This window comes from Chitinophaga dinghuensis (genome assembly GCF_003259435.1).
Lineage (GTDB): Bacteria > Bacteroidota > Bacteroidia > Chitinophagales > Chitinophagaceae > Chitinophaga > Chitinophaga dinghuensis.
The window spans coordinates 607,843-625,741 of record NZ_QLMA01000001.1 but is presented as its reverse complement, the minus strand read 5'-3'; the positions used below and the strand labels follow the sequence as shown (position 1 = coordinate 625,741).

The window sequence follows — 17,899 nt, the reverse complement described above, 5'->3', positions numbered from 1 at the left end:
AAAATTAATAGCGGAACAATTTAGCGAAATAAATGTAAAAAATACCCTTACATCCCATCAAAACTAAAAACCGCAGGCAAATTCTGCGGTTTTTAGGGCGGGTTCAAAACTATCATTTTCTGTCACATATCAAAGTCCGTTAACAAAAAATGTAACATTTGATACCCTTTAAATTTACGGAATGATACCCTCGAGGGTTACTGTCTGGCCTTTTGCGGGCTGCAACTGCACCTTTTTTCCATTATACGTTACCGTTACCTTTTCGCCACTGAGGGATTTCAGACTGGCTTTTGTGAGCTTATTATTTTTCCAGGCCATGCTTACTTCAAAACCGCCTCTGGCCCGAATGCCGGAAATATTACCTTCTTTCCAGGCGGCAGGGAGTGCTGGCAAGAGCTCAATCATCCCGTCATTACTTTGAAGCAGGGCTTCCGTAATGCCCGCTGCGGAGCCAAAATTGCCATCGATCTGGAAAGGCGGATGGTCGTCGAACAGGTTGCTGTAGATAGATTTCTTAAAGAGGGCTTGTACGTTTTCATATACTTTCTCTCCATCTTTCAATCGCGCATAAAAATTGATGATCCAGGCGCGGGACCAGCCGGTATGTCCGCCGCCATGAGATAAGCGAAACTCCAGGGTTTTACGGGCTGCGGCAAAGAGTGCAGGCGTTTGTTCATTGATCTGGTTGCCGGGATACAGGCTGAATAGGTGAGACATATGTCTGTGACCCGGGTCTTCTTCCTTGTATTCTTTGATCCATTCCAGTATCCTGCCATCCTGCCCGATCCTGGTGGGAGGAAGTTGGGAAATAATCTGCTGCATGCTATCAGCGAAGGCAGCATCTTTTTTTAGTATATGCGCTGCCGTTATATAGCGGGTCAGGAATTCGCGGATAATTTGGTTATCCATGGTAGGACCATAGGTAAGCGATTGATTTTTACCCGTTACAGGGTCCACGTACCAGTTTTCAGGAGAGTAAGCCGGTGCCGAAACCAGGTATCCTTCCGGACTTTTCACCAGGAAGTCTTTGATAAACTGCGCATGCTCATACATGGCCGGATAGGCCGTATCTGCCAGGAATCGCAAATTGCGGTTATAATCATAATGGTCCCAGAAATGCATCAGCACCCAGGTGGTACCCATTGGGAAGGTGCCATAGAACATTTCATTCTGTAAGCCGGTTTTGCCGAAAGCATCAGTAGCGTGGTGCATTGTCCAGCCACGGGCGCCGTACATTTTACGGGCGGTGATGCGCCCTTCCGGACGGATATTATTGATAAAATTCACCAGCGGCAATACGGTTTCCGACAGATTATCGGATTCTGCATGCCAGTAATTCATTTGGAGGTTGATATTGGTATGGAAGTCAGACTGCCATGGGGCATTGATATGATTATTCCAGATTCCTTGCAGATTCGCCGGCAATACTCCCGGCTGGCGGGAGGAACCGAGCAAAAGATATCTGCCGTACTGGAATAAGAGCGTGGTTAGTTCCGGATCATACGCGCCATTTTTCACGGCCTGGAGTCTTTCATCTGTAGGGATATCCTTTCCATCGGTACCCAGGGAGAACTGCACCCGGTTCATTAAAGCAGCATGGTCTTTTATATGAGCGGCCAGGAGGCTTTCCCAGGAGGCGCCTTTCAGCTTTGCGCCCGCTTTGTTCAGCAACGCCAACGGATCAACGTTATCTTTTATGGATAGGTTGTCGAAATCGTAGTTGGTAGCGCCATCAATGAGTAACACTATTTCATTTGCGTCATGGATTTTCAGGCTATCGGTTACTGCGTTGAGGATACCGTTTTGTTTCAGGACGGTTAGGCTCCCGGCGAACTTCATATGTTTCCCTTCCGGACCTTCTGCGGGATTGGTATCTACAATCTGCCCAGTGAGCACAATGCGGTTGATGCCGGCAGTATGGGTACTGCAATCTTTGTACATGGACGTTCCTCCTTTGCTATCGTCCGGGCGATTCAGGTAAATAGTAGTATTCAACGCCTTAGGCCGACTGGCAGTGAGTTTCACTACCATTACATTTCCTGGTGCAGAACTGAAGACTTCTTCTTTATATGTCGCGCCATCTTTGGTATAGGAGCTGGTAACAACTCCTGTGGTGAGATCCAGTTCCCGGGTGTAATTGGTATACCCTCGCTTATCCAGGATGAAGTTTACATTCATCAAAGTTTGGTAGGAACGGAAGCTTCTGGCTATTGTGGAGGAGTTTTCACCATTTACCGCCACCATATTAGGACGGGCCAGCGCTGCGGCTTCTGCCGTTTTTCCCTGGAACAGGAGTTGCCTAACGGAGTCGAGTACACGAAGACTGCCAGGGTTGGCGTCATTGAACTTTGTACCTGCCCAGAGGCTTTGTTCATTTACCTGTATCGTTTCAGATTGCGGGTGACTGTAGATCATACCACCGAGGCGGCCGTTGCCTACAGGCAAGGCTTCCATCCATTTTTCGGCGGGCTGTTTATACCACAGCTTCAAGGGTTTCTGTTGGGCGAACGTGGAATTGGTCGCCAAAATGGCGAGGACTAGCAACTTTCTCATTCCCCCAAAATATATAAAATAGAAAGTCCTGTCAATACTGGGGTTAAATCGGTATCAGGAACGGGGATAATACGCTTAGCAATGGATTGCAGAATGGGGCGCCTTCGGCGCTGTCTTTTTTCTCGCAAGGCAGCAAAGCAGCATAAGCAGCAAAGGATCGGTGCGGATGGTTTCTCGCAAAGGCGCAAAGAGGCAAAGGATTATGTTGTGTTGTTATTAAGCCCGCAATAGTAGGTTGTAGTACTTACACTCTTTTTTGAAAAGATATTTCAGGATGGAGAAAGAGTAGCTAACTTTCTTCGAGCTAATTCATCATTATACAATCATACAAGACTACAACAATACATAAGCCTTTGCTGCTTTGCCTCTTTGCGCCTTTGCGTGAAACATTCGCCATATATTATTTCAGCGCCAGATCAGCCAATTGTGCGCCTACTTTTGATCCTATGGCAACGCCCATTCCACCCATTCGGACACCTAGTATGATATTGGGAGAATGATGTCGGATAATGGGTTGTTTTGTTTTGCCGAAGGCCATGATTCCCGTCCATCTGTCGGCGATTGTAAAAGGATGATTGGGAAGAATTATTTTGCGGAGGATGTTTTCCAGTTCGTGTTGGATACGATCGTTGTAGGCAAAACTGGTAGTGGATTCTCCGGCGAAATCCAATTGCCGGCCACCGCCGAAAAGTACACGACCTTCCAGCTCCCGGAAATAATAAAATCCTTCTTCGAAATGAAAAATCCCTTTGAAAGGGAGTCCTGGTATCGGTTCAGTGATGAGTACCTGTCCCCTTCCCGGCACCGTGTCTCCCTGATCCTGTAATAACTCTTTTGTAAAAGCATTGGTGCAAACAATCAGTTTCCTGGCGCTAAAGATTATATCTTCCTGCAGGAGATGATGCGGTACAACCACGTTTACACTGTGTTGCAGATCCTCCACCCGGGTAACTACAGCGCCGGTTTTCACCTCCACGCCTAAACGAAATGTGAGGTCTATGAGACTACGCATCATCTTTCCTGTATGTAATTCGCCTTCGTAGTTATTGCTGATGATGGCTTTCACTGTTTGACGATCAAATCCGAATTCAGATAGTTTTCCCGAGGCAACAGAAAAAGGCTGCTGCGGGAAGAAGTGTCCCAGTAAGGAATTCACCTGATCGATTTTATCGAGCGCCCATTCATCGTGGGTAGTAATGAGTTCATAGCTACCATTTTCCGTATAGCCGATAGCGTTATCTCCCAATCGCTGGCGGAGCAGTTGTAGTCCTTCATAACGCATTTGGACCAACTGCAGTACCTCTGCTTCCGACATGGTTTGCAGATCCGACAGGATTTCCGTCAGGCTACCGATACAGGCAAAGCCGGCATTCTTAGTACTGGCGCCTGTTGGCAGGACTTCCCTTTCCAGCACCAGTACGCGGGCATTTTCATCCGCCTCTTTAATACTTATAGCGGTAGACAGTCCAACAATTCCGCTACCTACGATGATATAATCGTATTGTAAAAGACTAGTTTTTTCCCAATAACTCAGCATCTCACTAAATATTTATACGGTACCAACAGAACCGCCATCAACTCTAAATACAGCGCCTGTAATAAAGGAAGCCTGATTGGAGGCCAGGAAGACAACAATACCGGCAGTTTCCTCCATCTGACCGGCTCTGCCCAACACCTGGTAGGGGCGGTTTTCTTTGAGGAATATACGGGTAGCCTCTTCTCTGGTCGTGTTTGCTTCTGCTGCCATTTTATCCAGCATATCATCCAGTAACGGCGTGCGGATAAAGGCCGGCGATACTGTATTCACTAAAATGTTATCCTTTCCATAAGCCATGGATAGGGTTTTGGAGTAATTATTCAAAGCTGCTTTTGTGGCGTTATAATGCGCCATCATGGGGTCTGGCTGCACCGCATTCTCTGAAGAAATATTAATGATGCGTCCGCCTTTTTCCTTCAGCATTACAGGGATGACAAGGTTTGTCAGCTCTACTACGCCGAAGAAATTCACTTCGAAGATATATCTCCATTGCCCCAGGGAAATATCGTGAATAGGCGCAATCGTGTCTATCGTACCGGCATTATTGACTAAAATATCAATACGTCCATATCGGTGCAAAGTGGCGGCCACCAACTGTTCCAGGTCCTCTTTTCTGGACATATCCGCCGGCACAGCCGTTATATCATATCCTTCCAGTCGTAGTGTGGCTGCGGCATCTTCCACCTCATCCGTATTCCTTGCGCTGATAACTACCTTCGCGCCTTCCTTCAACAACGCCTCTGCTATTGCTTTTCCGATTCCTTTGCTACCGCCAGTAACGATGGCTACTTTGCCCTGTAATTGCAGGTCCATATCTAAATATTTTGCAAGATGAGTAATCAAGTTCCAAAACGCTATTCAATCTACAAAATCCGTAGCTTAGATAAAATTATTTCCTCATGAACGCAACCCAAGCTTATGCGGCGCAAAGCGCCACCACTCCACTAGGCCCCTGGAGTTTTGACAGGCGCCCTGTTGGCGAACATGACGTGCGCATCGACATCCTCTATTGCGGCGTATGTCACTCTGATATTCACCAGGTACGAGATGAATGGGGAGGCTCTATGTACCCGATGGTGCCTGGTCATGAAATTGTAGGACGCATTACAGAAGTAGGATCTGCCGTGAAAAATTTTAAAGTGGGCGATCTGGCTGGCGTAGGTTGTTTTGTAGACTCTTGTCGGGAGTGTCATCCTTGTAAAGCAGGAGAAGAACAATACTGCGAGAAAGGAAATGCCGCCACTTACAACGGCACGGAAATGGATCGCAAAACGCCTACTTATGGCGGTTATTCCACTCAGATTGTAGTGGATGAAAAATACACCTTGCATGTGTCCGATAAATTACCGCTGGATGGCGTAGCGCCATTGCTCTGTGCGGGAATTACGACCTATTCTCCGCTGCGTTACTGGAAAGTGGGCAAAGGTCACAAAGTAGCTGTACTTGGACTTGGTGGCTTAGGTCATATGGCTGTGAAACTGGCGGCCTCTATGGGCGCCGAAGTAACCATGCTGAGTACTTCTCCGTCTAAAGAGCAGGATGCCAGAAAACTGGGCGCGCATCATTTTGCACTGATTAAAGATGATCAGCAGATGAAAGCATTACGTAACCAGTTTGATTTCATCATCAATACAGTTTCAGCACCACATGAATACGGCAAATTTTTAGCGTTACTGAATCTGAATGGCGTGATGATTTGTCTGGGCGTACCGCCGGAAGCCTCACAGGTACCAGCTATCCAGCTCATCATGGGCCGACGCAGTATTGCAGGTTCATTGATAGGCGGCATTCGGGAAACACAGGAAATGTTGGATTACTGTGCAGCACATAACATCGTTGCGGATGTAGAAGTGATAGACATTCCAAAGATTAATGAAGCGTATGAAAGGATGATGAAGGGAGATGTAAAGTATCGGTTTGTGATAGATATTGCCAGTTTGAAGAAATAGGCAGTAGTCATCACTAAATTAAAGAAGTTGTATAAAAAGTAAAGGATTGACGCGTGGGCGTCAATCCTTTACTTTTTATCTTCGTTGCGGGAAGATTTATACGAGATAACCAAACAGGTTATCGTCTTTATTTAATTCAGTGAAGTTGAGATTGTACTTGCGGAAGTTAGCGATCAGCACATCATAATCTTCTTTTCTTCCCAGTTCAATACCAATCAGGGCAGGGCCGGATTCTTTGTTATGTTTCTGAATGTATTCAAAGCGGGTGATATCGTCATTGGGTCCCAGCATGTGGTTCAGGAATTCTTTCAATGCGCCTGGTCGTTGAGCGAAACGTACAATAAAGTAATGTTTCAGTCCTTCGTAGAGCAGTGATCTTTCTTTGATTTCCTGCATGCGGTCGATATCGTTATTGCTACCGCTGATGACACAAACCACTTTCTTACCACGGATTTCATCGGCAAAATCGTCCAGGGCCGCGATAGAGAGGGCGCCGGCAGGTTCTACGACGATGGCATCTTCATTATATAATTTCAGGATGGTGGAGCATACTTTTCCTTCGTTGACAAGGTGCATTTTCTCCAGTACTTCCTTGCAGATTTCGTAATTGAGCGTACCTACGCGTTTCACAGCAGCACCGTCTACGAATCTTTCGATTTCGTTGAGTGTAACAGGGCCGCCATTTTCCAGTGCAGTGAGCATAGAGGCAGCTCCTTCTGGTTCAACGCCGATGATACGGGTTTTAGGACTATATGTTTTGAAATAGGTACCAGTACCGGCTGCAAGTCCACCGCCGCCTACCGGAACGAAGAGGAAATCTACCTGGGACTGATCTTCCAGAATTTCCACTGCTACGGTACCTTGTCCTTCAATAATTTTCGGGTTATCGAAAGGGGGGATGAAAGTCATGCCTTCCGCTTTCGTATAGGCTTGCGCTTCAGCGGAGCAATCGTCGAAAGTATCGCCGACTAAGCGAATTTCGATGTTCTCGCCGCCGAACATGCGTACCTGGGTAACTTTTTGTTTGGGAGTGATAATCGGCATGAAAACCACGCCTTTAATATTCATTGCTTTACATGCATAGGCAAAGCCCTGTGCATGGTTACCTGCGCTGGCGCAGGTAACGCCTTTTGCCAGCAAATCGGCAGGAAGGCTGCTAATCAGGTTATATGCCCCACGCAATTTATAAGATCGTACAATTTGCATATCCTCTCTTTTCAGGTATACATCGCATTGATAGCGTCTGGAGAGGGTTGCGGAGTAAGTGAGTGGAGTACGGTTAACAACTGGTTTCAGTTTTACCGCCGCATCCAGTATGTTGAGTGAGCTGACGCCCGTGGTAGTATTGGTGGACATAAAAAGAAAAAGTTTGAATAACAGGCTGCAAGGCAGCCTTGCAGCCTGTTACAGTATATTACGCATTAGGGCGCAGCTTGCGAACAGCCGCACCTGCCTGCCACATTTCGCTTTCGCGGAGTTCTTTCAGTTCTTCGTTCAGTTTCTCGCGATAATCAGCAGTACTGTTGGAAGAGATAGAACGGGCAGCTTCTTTACCTGCAGCAACGCTGGCATACAGTTCATCGAATACAGGCTGGGTAGCGTCTTTAAACTTCTTCCACCAGTCGAGCGCACCGCGCTGAGCAGTAGTAGAGCAGTTAGCATACATCCAGTCCATACCGTTTTCTGCTACCAGTGGCATCAGTGATTGGGTCAGTTCTTCTACTGTTTCGTTGAACGCTTCAGAAGGAGAGTGACCGTTTCTGCGCAGGGTTTCGTACTGAGCAGCGAAGATACCCTGGATACAACCCATCAGGGAACCGCGTTCGCCGGTCAGGTCGGAGAATACTTCTTTTTTGAAATCTGTTTCGAACAGGTAGCCGGAACCAACGCCGATACCCAGCGCAACAACGCGTTCTTTAGCGCGACCAGTAGCATCCTGGAAGATAGCGTAGCTGGAGTTCAGACCCTGACCAGCCAGGAACAGACGACGCAGGGAAGTACCGGAGCCTTTAGGAGCTACCAGGATAACATCCACATCAGCAGGAGGAATGATACCTGTCTGATCTTTATAAGTGATACCAAAACCGTGGGAGAAGTACAGTGCTTTTCCTGGAGTCAGGTGATTTTTCAGAGTAGGCCACAGAGTGATCTGACCAGCATCAGACAGCAGGAACTGAATGATAGTACCTTTTGCAGCTGCTTCTTCAATGTCAAACAGTGTTTCGCCTGGTACCCAGCCGTCAGCAACAGCTTTATCCCAGGTTGCAGAGTTTTTACGTTGACCAACGATAACGTTAAAGCCGTTATCTTTCAGGTTCAGTGCCTGGCCTGGGCCTTGTACACCATAACCGATAACTGCAATCACTTCGTTTTTCAGCACTTCCCTAGCTTTTTCCATAGGGAATTCTTCTCTGGTTACTACTTCTTCGAGTACGCCGCCAAAATTGATGGTTGCCATGTTGTTTTCTTTTTTGCATTTGGCCTGTGTCTATAGCACAAAGCCAGGTGTGAATTGTGAATGAATATGATGTCTAAGATTAATAGCTGGCTACGGATTTATCCAGTTCTTTCAGATGTTCATGGAAACGACGACTCCACTTGACAATCGCTACGCGCCCGCTTTTAGTATATTCTATCAGCCCATATGGCTCCAGCTTTTTGATAAAATCAACCAGCTCTTGCTGATGGCCTGTTTTTTCTATTACGAAATAATCGCCGGTAATGGTCAGGATACGTGCATTATTCTCCCGGATTAGCTTCTCCACATCTCCGGCGGTATGTAATGCCTTTGTAGAGATTTTATAGAGCGCCAGTTCCTGGTATACCACCTCGTCTTCCTCATGTACAAATGCACGGTGAATTTCAATCAGACGCTCAATCTGTCCGACTACCTTGTCCAGCTGTTCGCGTGTAGACATTACCGTTATAACAAACTTGTACACACCAGGGATCTCTGTTTCAGCAGTGGTGAGACTGGTGATATTGATTCCTCTGCGGGTAAAGATGATGGTGATACGGTTAGTGATACCTATACGATCCTCCGTATATACCGTGACTGTATATTCTTTTTGCATAAGTCCTGTTGTGAATTACTGATAAACAATACGCGTGAATGCTGCGGTACTACTCTAAACGAATAGTGGAGACCGGTGCACCTGCAGGTACCATGGGGAATACGTTATCTTCTTTTTCCACCACAATTTCCAGCAGATATGCGCCTTTGGTAGCGAGCATTTCATCGATTGCTGATGACAGGTCTTCCCTTGCTGTTACTTTTTTGCCGGGGATAAAGAATCCTTTAGCAATCTGTACGAAATCAGGGTTCGTCATTTCAGTGGAGGAATATCGTTTGTCGAAAAACAGTTGCTGCCATTGTCTTACCATTCCCAGGAAGTTGTTATTCAGGATTACCATTTTCACACCAATCTGAGATTGATAAATGGTTCCCAGTTCCTGTAATGTCATCTGGAAGCAACCATCGCCTACTACTGCTACTACTTCTTTTTCCGGAGCGCCCATTTTTGCGCCCATGGCTGCTGGTACAGAGAAGCCCATGGTACCCATACCACCGGAGGTGATGTTGGTATTGGGGTTTTTAAAACGGTAGTAGCGAGACGCGATCATTTGGTGTTGGCCCACGTCTGTTACCAGGATGGCTTCACCGTTTGTTTTTTCGGAGATCAGTCTTACTGCTTCGGCCATTTTTATTTCGCCGGCTTCCGGATAGAGCTCACGGTGTTGTACTTTGTCGTACTCTTTTTTATGGCCGGCTTCGAACTCCTTTAGCCATTCGTCGTGACGGGCAGGCGTTATGAGTTGATTCAGCGCTTCCAGTGCAGTTTTCGCGTCTGCATGGATAGCCACATCCGCACGGATGATCTTATTGATTTCAGCGGCATCTATTTCGATATGGATGACTTTCGCCTGTTTCACGAAAGTATTCACGTCGCCGGTTACACGGTCATCGAAGCGCATACCTACTGCGATTACGAGGTCGCATTCGCAGGTGAGCATGTTAGGCGCGTAGTTGCCGTGCATACCCAGCAGACCGCCATATAGTGGATGATCTACAGGAACCGCAGACAAGCCAAGCAGTGTGGAAGCAACAGGAATCTGTGCTTTCTCTGCCAGTGCAATGAGTTCATTTTCAGCGCCAGATAGCAATACGCCATGACCACAGAAAATATATGGTTTCTTAGCGCTGTTGATTAATGCCGCCGCCTCGGTTACCGCCTCCTGATCCAGTTCCGGAATAGGTTGATAACTGCGGATGAACTCACATTTTTTATATTCAAATTCACATTTGCCTACCTGTGCGTTTTTGGTGATATCTACCAGAACAGGGCCTGGACGGCCACTGCGGGCGATATAGAATGCTTTGGCAATAGCATCAGGAATATCTTCCTGTTTAGTGACCTGTATATTCCATTTGGTGATAGGCATGGTAATACCAATCACGTCTGTTTCCTGGAAAGCGTCGGTGCCTAAGAGGGAAGCAGCCACCTGACCGGTGATGCAAACCATTGGCGTACTGTCCATATAAGCGTCAGCCAGTCCTGTTACCAGGTTGGTAGCGCCTGGGCCGGAGGTAGCAAAAGCTACGCCTACTTTGCCGGAGCTGCGGGCATAACCCTGGGCAGCATGCGTCGCGCCCTGTTCATGCCTTACCAGTATATGATGCACCTGATCCTGAAAATCGTACAGGGCGTCATAGATAGGCATAATAGCACCACCGGGATAACCGAAGATTGTTTCAACGCCTTCCGCTACGAGGGAACGCATTAAGGCTTCTGCGCCGGTGATTACAGGTTTAACGTCTAACCGCTTATCGGCTTCTTTCTCAGCCTTCATCGGTAACACATCCTTCTGTTGCATTTTTTACAAGTTTTGCGTACTTAAATAAAATTCCATTGGATGCTTTCAATGCAGGCTGTATCCACTTAGCACGGCGAGCCGCCAGTTCTTCATCACTCACTTCTACATTGATGATATTGTTCACTGCATCTATTTCAATAATATCGTTGTCTTGAACGAGGGCAATATTTCCGCCTTCAAAGGCTTCCGGCGTGATATGTCCCACTACAAATCCGTGTGTACCACCGGAGAAACGGCCATCGGTGATGAGTGCCACGCTTTTGCCTAATCCCACGCCCATGATAGCCGAGGTAGGTTTCAGCATTTCAGGCATACCAGGCGCGCCTTTAGGGCCTACCTGACGGATTACCACTACATCCCCTTGTTTTACGCGGCCTGACTGTATACCTGCGATGAGTTCAAACTCGCCATCAAATACGCGTGCAGGGCCTTTAAATCGTTCGCCTTCTTTACCGGTGATTTTAGCAACAGAGCCTTGAGTGGCGAGGTTGCCGTATAATATCTGGATATGTCCGTTTGCTTTCAATGGTTTTTCCAGCGGAACGATGATATCCTGTATGGTGAAGTCAATATTTGGTACGGACTCCAGATTTTCAGCGATTGTTTTACCAGTAACGGTCATGCAATTTCCGTGTAGGCGTCCCTGTTGGAGCAGGTATTTCATCACTAATGGCACGCCTCCGATATTGTGGAGGTCTTCCATCAGGTATTTACCGCTTGGTTTCAGGTCGGCGATAAGCGGAGTAGCATCGCTGATGCGCTGGAAGTCGGCCAATGTTAATTGTACCCCAACAGATTTTGCGATCGCGATGAGATGCAGTACCGCATTGGTACTACCGCCCAGTGCGATGATGACAGTGACTGCATTTTCGAATGCTTCTTTTGTCATGATATCGCGGGGTTTAATATCTTTTTCCAGGAGCAGACGGATGTATTTACCAGCATCTTCACATTCTTGTTTTTTCTCCGGGCTCAGGGCGGGGTTGGATGAGCTGTAAGGCAGGCTCATACCGAGTGCTTCTGCAGCGGAAGACATGGTATTGGCAGTGTACATGCCACCACAGGCGCCAGCGCCAGGGCATGCATTGTGTACGATGCCTTTGAAGTCTTCATCAGCGATAGTACCAGCCATTTTCTGGCCCAGCGCTTCGAAAGCAGAGATGATATTGAGGTCCTGACCTTTCCATTTACCGGGAGCGATAGTACCGCCGTACACCATGATAGACGGGCGATTGAGGCGCCCCATTGCCATGAGTGAACCAGGCATATTTTTATCGCAGCCAGGAACGGTGATTACTGCATCATAGTATTGTGCACCCACAACAGTTTCAATAGAATCAGCAATCAGATCGCGGCTGACGAGAGAATAGCGCATACCTTCAGTACCGTTGCTAATGCCGTCGCTGACGCCGATAGTGTGGAAGTTCAGACCGACCAGATCATTCGCCCAGACGGCTTTTTTCACATCTTTAGCGAGGTCGTTGAGATGCATATTGCAGGTATTGCCATCATAGCCCATGCTCACCACGCCTACCTGTGCTTTTTTCAGATCTTCGTCTGTCAGACCGATCCCGTGCAGCATAGCCTGTGCGGCTGGTTGCGTAGGATCTTGCGTGATCGTTTTGCTGTACTTGTTCAATTCCATTGCTGTGAGTTATTATTGTTTCAGATTACCAATGGTTTATAGTAATCCTATTTTAAAAGTTGGTTTAAAATTAGCCGGTGGGGATTTGATATTCAAACTAAGAATTCATTATTAACCGGTCTTCAAATTTGGCTTTAGCGCCTGGAAACCCTTTACAGTTGAGGGTTTTTACTTTTTCGTTTTACAGTCTTCAAAAAAATCAGAAGGCATCAAGTATGAAGTATAAAGCTAATTACATTGACTGAAGTCGACTTGCTGTTATGCATTTCATAATAACTCCGGAGGCTTCATACTCAATGCCTTTTGAAATATTTTTAGGCCAGTTGAGGCGTACGTTCGAATGCTTTTTCCAGTACTCTTGCTTTGTAAGCTTGCTGGAGCACTTTACCGAGAGAATCTGCCCATGGTTTGCCGAACGATTGACCATCGAGGGAGTCGAGACCGATTACCTCTGCAGCGGTACCGCAGAACCAGGCAGCGTCAGCTTGTTTGAGTTCATCGATGGTAAAGAGTTTTTCTTCCAGTGGGATATTGAGTTCGTGGCAAAGTTCGATAACGGTAGCGCGGGTAATACCTGGGAGGATAGAGCCGGTTGGAGGAGTGAATACTTTGCCGTCTTTTTCGAAGAATACGTTAGCGCCTGGTCCTTCTGCAACGAAACCTTGCTGGTCCAGCAGGAGTCCTTCATCGTAGCCTTTCTCTTTAGCTTCCTGGGAGGCGAGTATGGAGTTTACATAAAGGCCTGCCGATTTGGATTCGATTTTGAAAGCTTTAGGATTTGGACGTTCGAAGGAAGAGGTCATCACTTTGAGCAGTTTTTCGCCGAGGTATGCTCCCCATTCCCATGCGCATATCAGGATGTGACTATCTGATGCTGCTTTGAGTGTCATGTTTGGCGGGCAGTACACCAACGGTCGGATGTATGCTTCCTCCATGTTGTTCATCTCCAGCATTTTGTAGGTAGCTTCGATCAATTCTTCATTCGTCCATTTGAAGGGGATGTGGATTAATTCGCAGGAGCGACGGAGCCTGTCGTAATGTTCTTTGGCTTTGAAGATTTTCACTTCTCCGTTAGCGGTTTTATAGGCGCGGATGCCTTCAAAAACAGCGTATCCGTAGTGGAGAGATTGTCCATACAGGTCAGTGGTAGTGGCTGATGCTTTGCGGAATTCACCGTCGAGATAAATAATGGTGTTGTCGTTGTAATAGCTATACATAAAATTGAAATTATTAACAGTCAATATTGGTCAAAAAAAAAGCCTTCCTCTTTGCGGAGGAAGGCGTATTTCAGTGTTGTATATGCACGTGTACCTATCCTCCATACTGGTGGCTAATAATGACAACGACAATAATCACGACCTTTGTGATCGCCCAGTTCAACTGAGGAACAATGTGATTAAGTTTTATATTGTCTTTATTTACCCACATGGAGGTTTGTGATATTTTTTTCTATCGATACAAAAGTATCTGTGAAAAAAATAAAAAACAATAAGGGGTCAAAATTTTCGTCAAAAATTAATTGCTATAAGGGATTTTGAAAATATTCAAAAATCAGTGCGGTTAGTTAGGGTTTTTCTAAACAAATCGCAATTTTCATAGTTAGATAGCAGAGGGAATTTTGTGTAAAATGGACCTGATATTTAGTTTTTCGTTTGTTGTTTTGGCAGTCGAGAAGCAATTACAAAAACAAGAAACGTCCGAAATGCCCGATTCGCGGGCATTTCGGACGTTTCGCTGGTCAAATACGTCACCATCAAAAAATAAGAAGGCCGTCTCTACTGGTGAGAGACGGCCTTCAATAGCTTCATTTCTTTTGTTCACTTTCTAAACCTGTTCACTGACTTGCAGACATTTGTTGATAATTTGCTGCAACACTTCTTGTTTTTCGATCAATCGCTGAAGCAATGTCAGCTGATTTTTAGCGCGATCAAAATTATGAGTTGGGTACTTGATTGGGTAATAGACATCCCCGTTTAAATAATCTGTGAGGAATCGTATTCCCTGCATGTAGATCATGAACTTTCCTGCGAAGAACAGTTGTTCTTTTTCCACTTTGGTAAGTGTACCGCCAATTTCTCCGAGATATCCCTGCATTAATGCTTCGAAATACTCTTCGCGGATAACTACTTGCGTGAAGTCTTTCTCTTCTTCGGACACGGGACAGACGTAAGTTCTGACCATGTCGCCGAGATCGGAGATAATTTTTCCCGGCATCAGCGTATCCAGGTCGCACACACATATACCTTCGAAAGTATCCTTATTGAGTAATACGTTATTGATTTTGGTATCGTGGTGCATCAAATGATCCCTGAATTCCGGGTTTGTCTTCAACTGCTCGTACGTTACTGCGATGTCGGAGTAGCGTAGGAATTCATCAATCATCTCTTCTGCGGCATTTCTTCTGTCATCTGCGGCATTGCGAATGGCTTCCTGGAAGGCGGCGTAACGCAATGTGAGATTGTGGAAATTTGGAATAGAAGCTTTAAACGGTTTCAGATCGATCCCCGAAAGGTAATTGGCCATGCGTCCAAACTGTTTGGCTGCTTCATATGCCTGCTTTGGGTTATCTGCCTGATCTACCGTTACGGAATCCGCAATAAAGGGAATCATACGCCAGTATTCGTTGTCGATCACAAACAGCTCATCTCCGTTAACAGTGGGAATGGGCGTGATAAACAGATACCCCGGATGATGTATTGCCAGATAATCAGCTGCCATTCTTTGGTTGGTGGCGATAATACCTGGTTCCCTGAATACGTTTACATTGATTTTCTGTAGAACGTATTTACTGCCATCCTCTTTCTTTTCCAGCAGAAAAGTGTTGTTGATATGTCCTGATCCGAATCGTCGGACATTCAATCCTTCAGGCTCAAGTCCGAAAGCCTGAAGGATTTGCTTGTTGGGCATTATTTCCATAAATTGTTGGGATATGCTCCTTGGGCTACCAGCTCCGACAGGCTAGCCTGTACGCCCGGTGCATCCTCTTTATAGGTCACACCGAACCATTGGGAACTGGTAGGCAGCACTTTCACCTTCCCTTTGCCACGACGAATAAACTCATCGGCCACAATCGGAATGAAAAACTCTGCCTTTGGATTGCTGAGGTTTTTATCCAGGAACTCATTAAACAGGTCCTGGCTCAGCGAGAACACACTAGGATCGAAACCCCAGAAGTTCATGGACACAGGTGTTTCTGCTGCCAGCGGGTGTTTGCTACCATCGCCGTTTTCGTAAACAATCTGTCCGTTATCTGTATAGATTTTTGTACGCTCATTGATTTCAGCGAGGAATCCAGCACCATCCACTGCGCATACGCCGCGGGATACGGAACCATGCTCACTGATAGTTTTGCCCAGCTCATAACCTACAACACTGTAGATATCAGTTGTAGATTCTCCTTTCAGGAATGCCGCCATTTTCACAAATGCATCCGCGCCATAAAAATCATCCGCATTGATCACTGCAAATGGCTCGTTGATCGCGTTTTTAGCGCAAAGAATCGCATGTGCAGTACCCCAAGGTTTGGTCCTGTCTGCAGGAACCTGGTGATCACCTACAAAGGCATCCATTTCCTGATATACATAATCAGTTGCCACCCGCCCTTTCAGCTTAGGCTCAAATATTTCTTTAAATTCCTGCGCAAAATTCTCGCGGATGATAAATACTATTTTACCAAATCCTGCGCGTATTGCGTCATAAATAGAGTAGTCAATAATGGTTTCTCCACTGGGGCCAAATTGCTGGATTTGCTTCAAACTGCCGTATCGACTGGCCATACCGGCCGCCAAAATCAAAAGAGTCGGTTGCATTTGTTTGTTTTAGATTTATAGTTTTCAATTATTTACCTGAAATAATCGGCGCTAAATTTAATCAATACTTACTATTTTCACAGTTCTTTTTGTGTTTAGCACTTATTTCAAAGACTAATTTAAACGGAACGATGAGAAGACTGATCCTGCTGGGTGCCTGTGCCTTACAGCTATTTACAAGCGCAAACGCGCAACAGAAAACAAATCCCGCCGAAATTAAAGACAAAATGCAGTGGTTTGCAGATGCCAAATTGGGCATTTTCATCCACTGGGGCATTTATTCTGTAAAAGGCGTGGACGAATCCTGGTCCTTCCACAATAAGAAAATCTCTTATCCTGATTATATGGCTCAGCTAAAAGGATTTACCGCTGATAAATATAATCCACAGGAGTGGGCTGACCTCATCAAGGAATCCGGCGCCAGATACGCTGTGATGACCACCAAACACCACGACGGCGTAGCCCTGTGGGACAGTAAATTAAGTAAACTAGATGTAGCTAACAGCACACCGGCAAAAAGAGACGTTCTTACCCCCTTCTACGCCGCTTTGCGCCGCGATAGCATCAAATGTGGTGCCTATTTTTCACTAATCGACTGGTCCAATATCAATTATCCGCAGTTTCTGAAAGACAGTAACCGCTACGATATTAAGAAAGATCCAGCCAGATGGCAGCAATTCCTGAAATTCTACGAAGGCCAGATGGCTGAAGTAATGAATAATTTCAACCCCGATTTGTGGTGGTTTGACGGCGATTGGGAACATTCTGCGGAAGAATGGGAAGCAGAGAAAATGCGCAAAATGCTCACCGGCCATAATCCAAATACCATTATCAATGGCCGTCTGCAAGGATATGGCGATTACGACACTCCTGAGCAAAACTTCCCTGTTACCCGTCCTCACTACCATTGGTGGGAACTGTGTATGACCATCAACAATAACTGGGGATGGCAGCCACAAGACACCAACTGGAAAACGCCTTTCGAAATTATTACCATCTTCGTGGATGCCGTAAGCAATGGCGGTAACCTGCTGCTGGACATCGGACCAAAAGCCGATGGTACTATCCCCGCTGAACAAGTACATGTACTCAAAGAACTGGGCGCATGGAATAAGAAAAATGGCGAAGCCATCTTCAATACTATTGGAGGTATCCCGCAAGGTCACTTCTATGGCCCTACTACCCTTTCCAAAGATTCCAGTACCCTTTATCTCTTCCTGCCTGGTAAAACCAGTGGTCAGGTAGTCATCAAAGGCCTGAATAATCAAATTGAGGATATCAGCGTAGTGGGTAACGGTACAAAACTGCAACACAAAGTTGTAGGAAAAATCTCCTGGAGCCCTGTACCAGGACTGGTCTACATCGACGTTCCTGCATCCGTTCAGGATAAATATGTGACTGTGCTGAAAGTAAAACTGGACAAACCAGTGAAACTTTACCGTGGCAAAGGAGGTTTCCTGACCAACGAATAACCGAATCTCTTATCCAATTATCAGGGCGCAAAGGTATCTTTTTATTACCATTGCGCCCT

Annotated in this window: 13 protein-coding genes; 2 read left to right on the top strand and 11 right to left on the bottom strand. The window is 46.2% G+C overall.

The window, feature by feature from the left end:
• Positions 1 to 174 precede the first annotated feature (174 nt).
• The 3 genes from CLV59_RS02535 to CLV59_RS02525 form a co-directional block, all read right to left on the bottom strand.
• Positions 175 to 2,553 (bottom strand): glycoside hydrolase family 95 protein, encoded by a 2,379-nt coding sequence (locus tag CLV59_RS02535; RefSeq protein ID WP_111590423.1) that lies wholly within the window; start codon positions 2,551 to 2,553, stop codon positions 175 to 177.
• A gap of 400 nt (positions 2,554 to 2,953) precedes the next feature.
• A complete protein-coding gene (locus CLV59_RS02530) occupies positions 2,954 to 4,090 on the bottom strand; it encodes an NAD(P)/FAD-dependent oxidoreductase (protein WP_111590422.1) in 1,137 nt (378 codons plus the stop codon).
• 12 nt (positions 4,091 to 4,102) lie between these two features.
• Positions 4,103 to 4,903 (bottom strand): SDR family NAD(P)-dependent oxidoreductase, encoded by an 801-nt coding sequence (locus CLV59_RS02525; protein WP_111590421.1) that lies wholly within the window; start codon positions 4,901 to 4,903, stop codon positions 4,103 to 4,105.
• 86 nt (positions 4,904 to 4,989) lie between these two features.
• Between CLV59_RS02525 and CLV59_RS02520 the strand changes: the two genes are divergently transcribed.
• Positions 4,990 to 6,039, top strand: a complete 1,050-nt coding sequence (locus CLV59_RS02520) for an NAD(P)-dependent alcohol dehydrogenase (RefSeq protein WP_111590420.1) — start codon at positions 4,990 to 4,992, stop codon at positions 6,037 to 6,039.
• 96 nt (positions 6,040 to 6,135) lie between these two features.
• Here the strand turns inward: CLV59_RS02520 and ilvA are convergent, their stop codons facing one another.
• The 8 genes from ilvA to CLV59_RS02480 form a co-directional block, all read right to left on the bottom strand.
• On the bottom strand, positions 6,136 to 7,395 hold the full coding sequence (gene ilvA / locus CLV59_RS02515) for a threonine ammonia-lyase IlvA (protein WP_111590419.1): 1,260 nt from the start codon (positions 7,393 to 7,395) through the stop codon (positions 6,136 to 6,138).
• Between the two features lie 58 nt (positions 7,396 to 7,453).
• Entirely contained in the window at positions 7,454 to 8,497 is a 1,044-nt protein-coding gene (ilvC, locus tag CLV59_RS02510) for a ketol-acid reductoisomerase (protein ID WP_111590418.1), read from the bottom strand.
• Between the two features lie 79 nt (positions 8,498 to 8,576).
• Positions 8,577 to 9,113, bottom strand: a complete 537-nt coding sequence (ilvN, locus tag CLV59_RS02505; protein ID WP_111590417.1) for an acetolactate synthase small subunit — start codon at positions 9,111 to 9,113, stop codon at positions 8,577 to 8,579.
• 49 nt (positions 9,114 to 9,162) lie between these two features.
• Positions 9,163 to 10,914 (bottom strand): biosynthetic-type acetolactate synthase large subunit, encoded by a 1,752-nt coding sequence (gene ilvB / locus CLV59_RS02500; protein ID WP_111590416.1) that lies wholly within the window; start codon positions 10,912 to 10,914, stop codon positions 9,163 to 9,165.
• Positions 10,880 to 12,559: a dihydroxy-acid dehydratase gene (gene ilvD / locus CLV59_RS02495; RefSeq protein WP_111590415.1), complete on the bottom strand. Its 1,680-nt coding sequence runs from the start codon at positions 12,557 to 12,559 to the stop codon at positions 10,880 to 10,882. Before ilvD ends, ilvB begins: the two co-directional genes overlap by 35 nt.
• Before the next feature lie 314 nt (positions 12,560 to 12,873).
• Positions 12,874 to 13,776, bottom strand: a complete 903-nt coding sequence (locus tag CLV59_RS02490) for a branched-chain amino acid transaminase (protein ID WP_111590414.1) — start codon at positions 13,774 to 13,776, stop codon at positions 12,874 to 12,876.
• A gap of 607 nt (positions 13,777 to 14,383) precedes the next feature.
• Entirely contained in the window at positions 14,384 to 15,466 is a 1,083-nt protein-coding gene (locus tag CLV59_RS02485; protein ID WP_170137631.1) for a phosphotransferase enzyme family protein, read from the bottom strand.
• Positions 15,466 to 16,368, bottom strand: coding sequence for a sugar phosphate nucleotidyltransferase (locus CLV59_RS02480; protein ID WP_111590412.1), 903 nt, complete (start codon positions 16,366 to 16,368; stop codon positions 15,466 to 15,468). The genes CLV59_RS02485 and CLV59_RS02480 overlap by 1 nt, the downstream gene beginning before the upstream one ends.
• Positions 16,369 to 16,499: 131 nt before the next feature.
• Between CLV59_RS02480 and CLV59_RS02475 the strand changes: the two genes are divergently transcribed.
• A complete protein-coding gene (locus tag CLV59_RS02475) occupies positions 16,500 to 17,840 on the top strand; it encodes an alpha-L-fucosidase (protein ID WP_111590411.1) in 1,341 nt (446 codons plus the stop codon).
• Positions 17,841 to 17,899: the final 59 nt, after the last annotated feature.

Coding starts and splice junctions, on each gene's coding strand:
- CLV59_RS02535 (WP_111590423.1), bottom strand. CDS start 2,553: ATGAGAAAGTTGCTAGTCCTCGCCATTTTGGCGACCAATTCCACGTTC.
- CLV59_RS02530 (WP_111590422.1), bottom strand. CDS start 4,090: ATGCTGAGTTATTGGGAAAAAACTAGTCTTTTACAATACGATTATATC.
- CLV59_RS02525 (WP_111590421.1), bottom strand. CDS start 4,903: ATGGACCTGCAATTACAGGGCAAAGTAGCCATCGTTACTGGCGGTAGC.
- CLV59_RS02520 (WP_111590420.1), top strand. CDS start 4,990: ATGAACGCAACCCAAGCTTATGCGGCGCAAAGCGCCACCACTCCACTA.
- ilvA (WP_111590419.1), bottom strand. CDS start 7,395: ATGTCCACCAATACTACCACGGGCGTCAGCTCACTCAACATACTGGAT.
- ilvC (WP_111590418.1), bottom strand. CDS start 8,497: ATGGCAACCATCAATTTTGGCGGCGTACTCGAAGAAGTAGTAACCAGA.
- ilvN (WP_111590417.1), bottom strand. CDS start 9,113: ATGCAAAAAGAATATACAGTCACGGTATATACGGAGGATCGTATAGGT.
- ilvB (WP_111590416.1), bottom strand. CDS start 10,914: ATGCAACAGAAGGATGTGTTACCGATGAAGGCTGAGAAAGAAGCCGAT.
- ilvD (WP_111590415.1), bottom strand. CDS start 12,559: ATGGAATTGAACAAGTACAGCAAAACGATCACGCAAGATCCTACGCAA.
- CLV59_RS02490 (WP_111590414.1), bottom strand. CDS start 13,776: ATGTATAGCTATTACAACGACAACACCATTATTTATCTCGACGGTGAA.
- CLV59_RS02485 (WP_170137631.1), bottom strand. CDS start 15,466: ATGCCCAACAAGCAAATCCTTCAGGCTTTCGGACTTGAGCCTGAAGGA.
- CLV59_RS02480 (WP_111590412.1), bottom strand. CDS start 16,368: ATGCAACCGACTCTTTTGATTTTGGCGGCCGGTATGGCCAGTCGATAC.
- CLV59_RS02475 (WP_111590411.1), top strand. CDS start 16,500: ATGAGAAGACTGATCCTGCTGGGTGCCTGTGCCTTACAGCTATTTACA.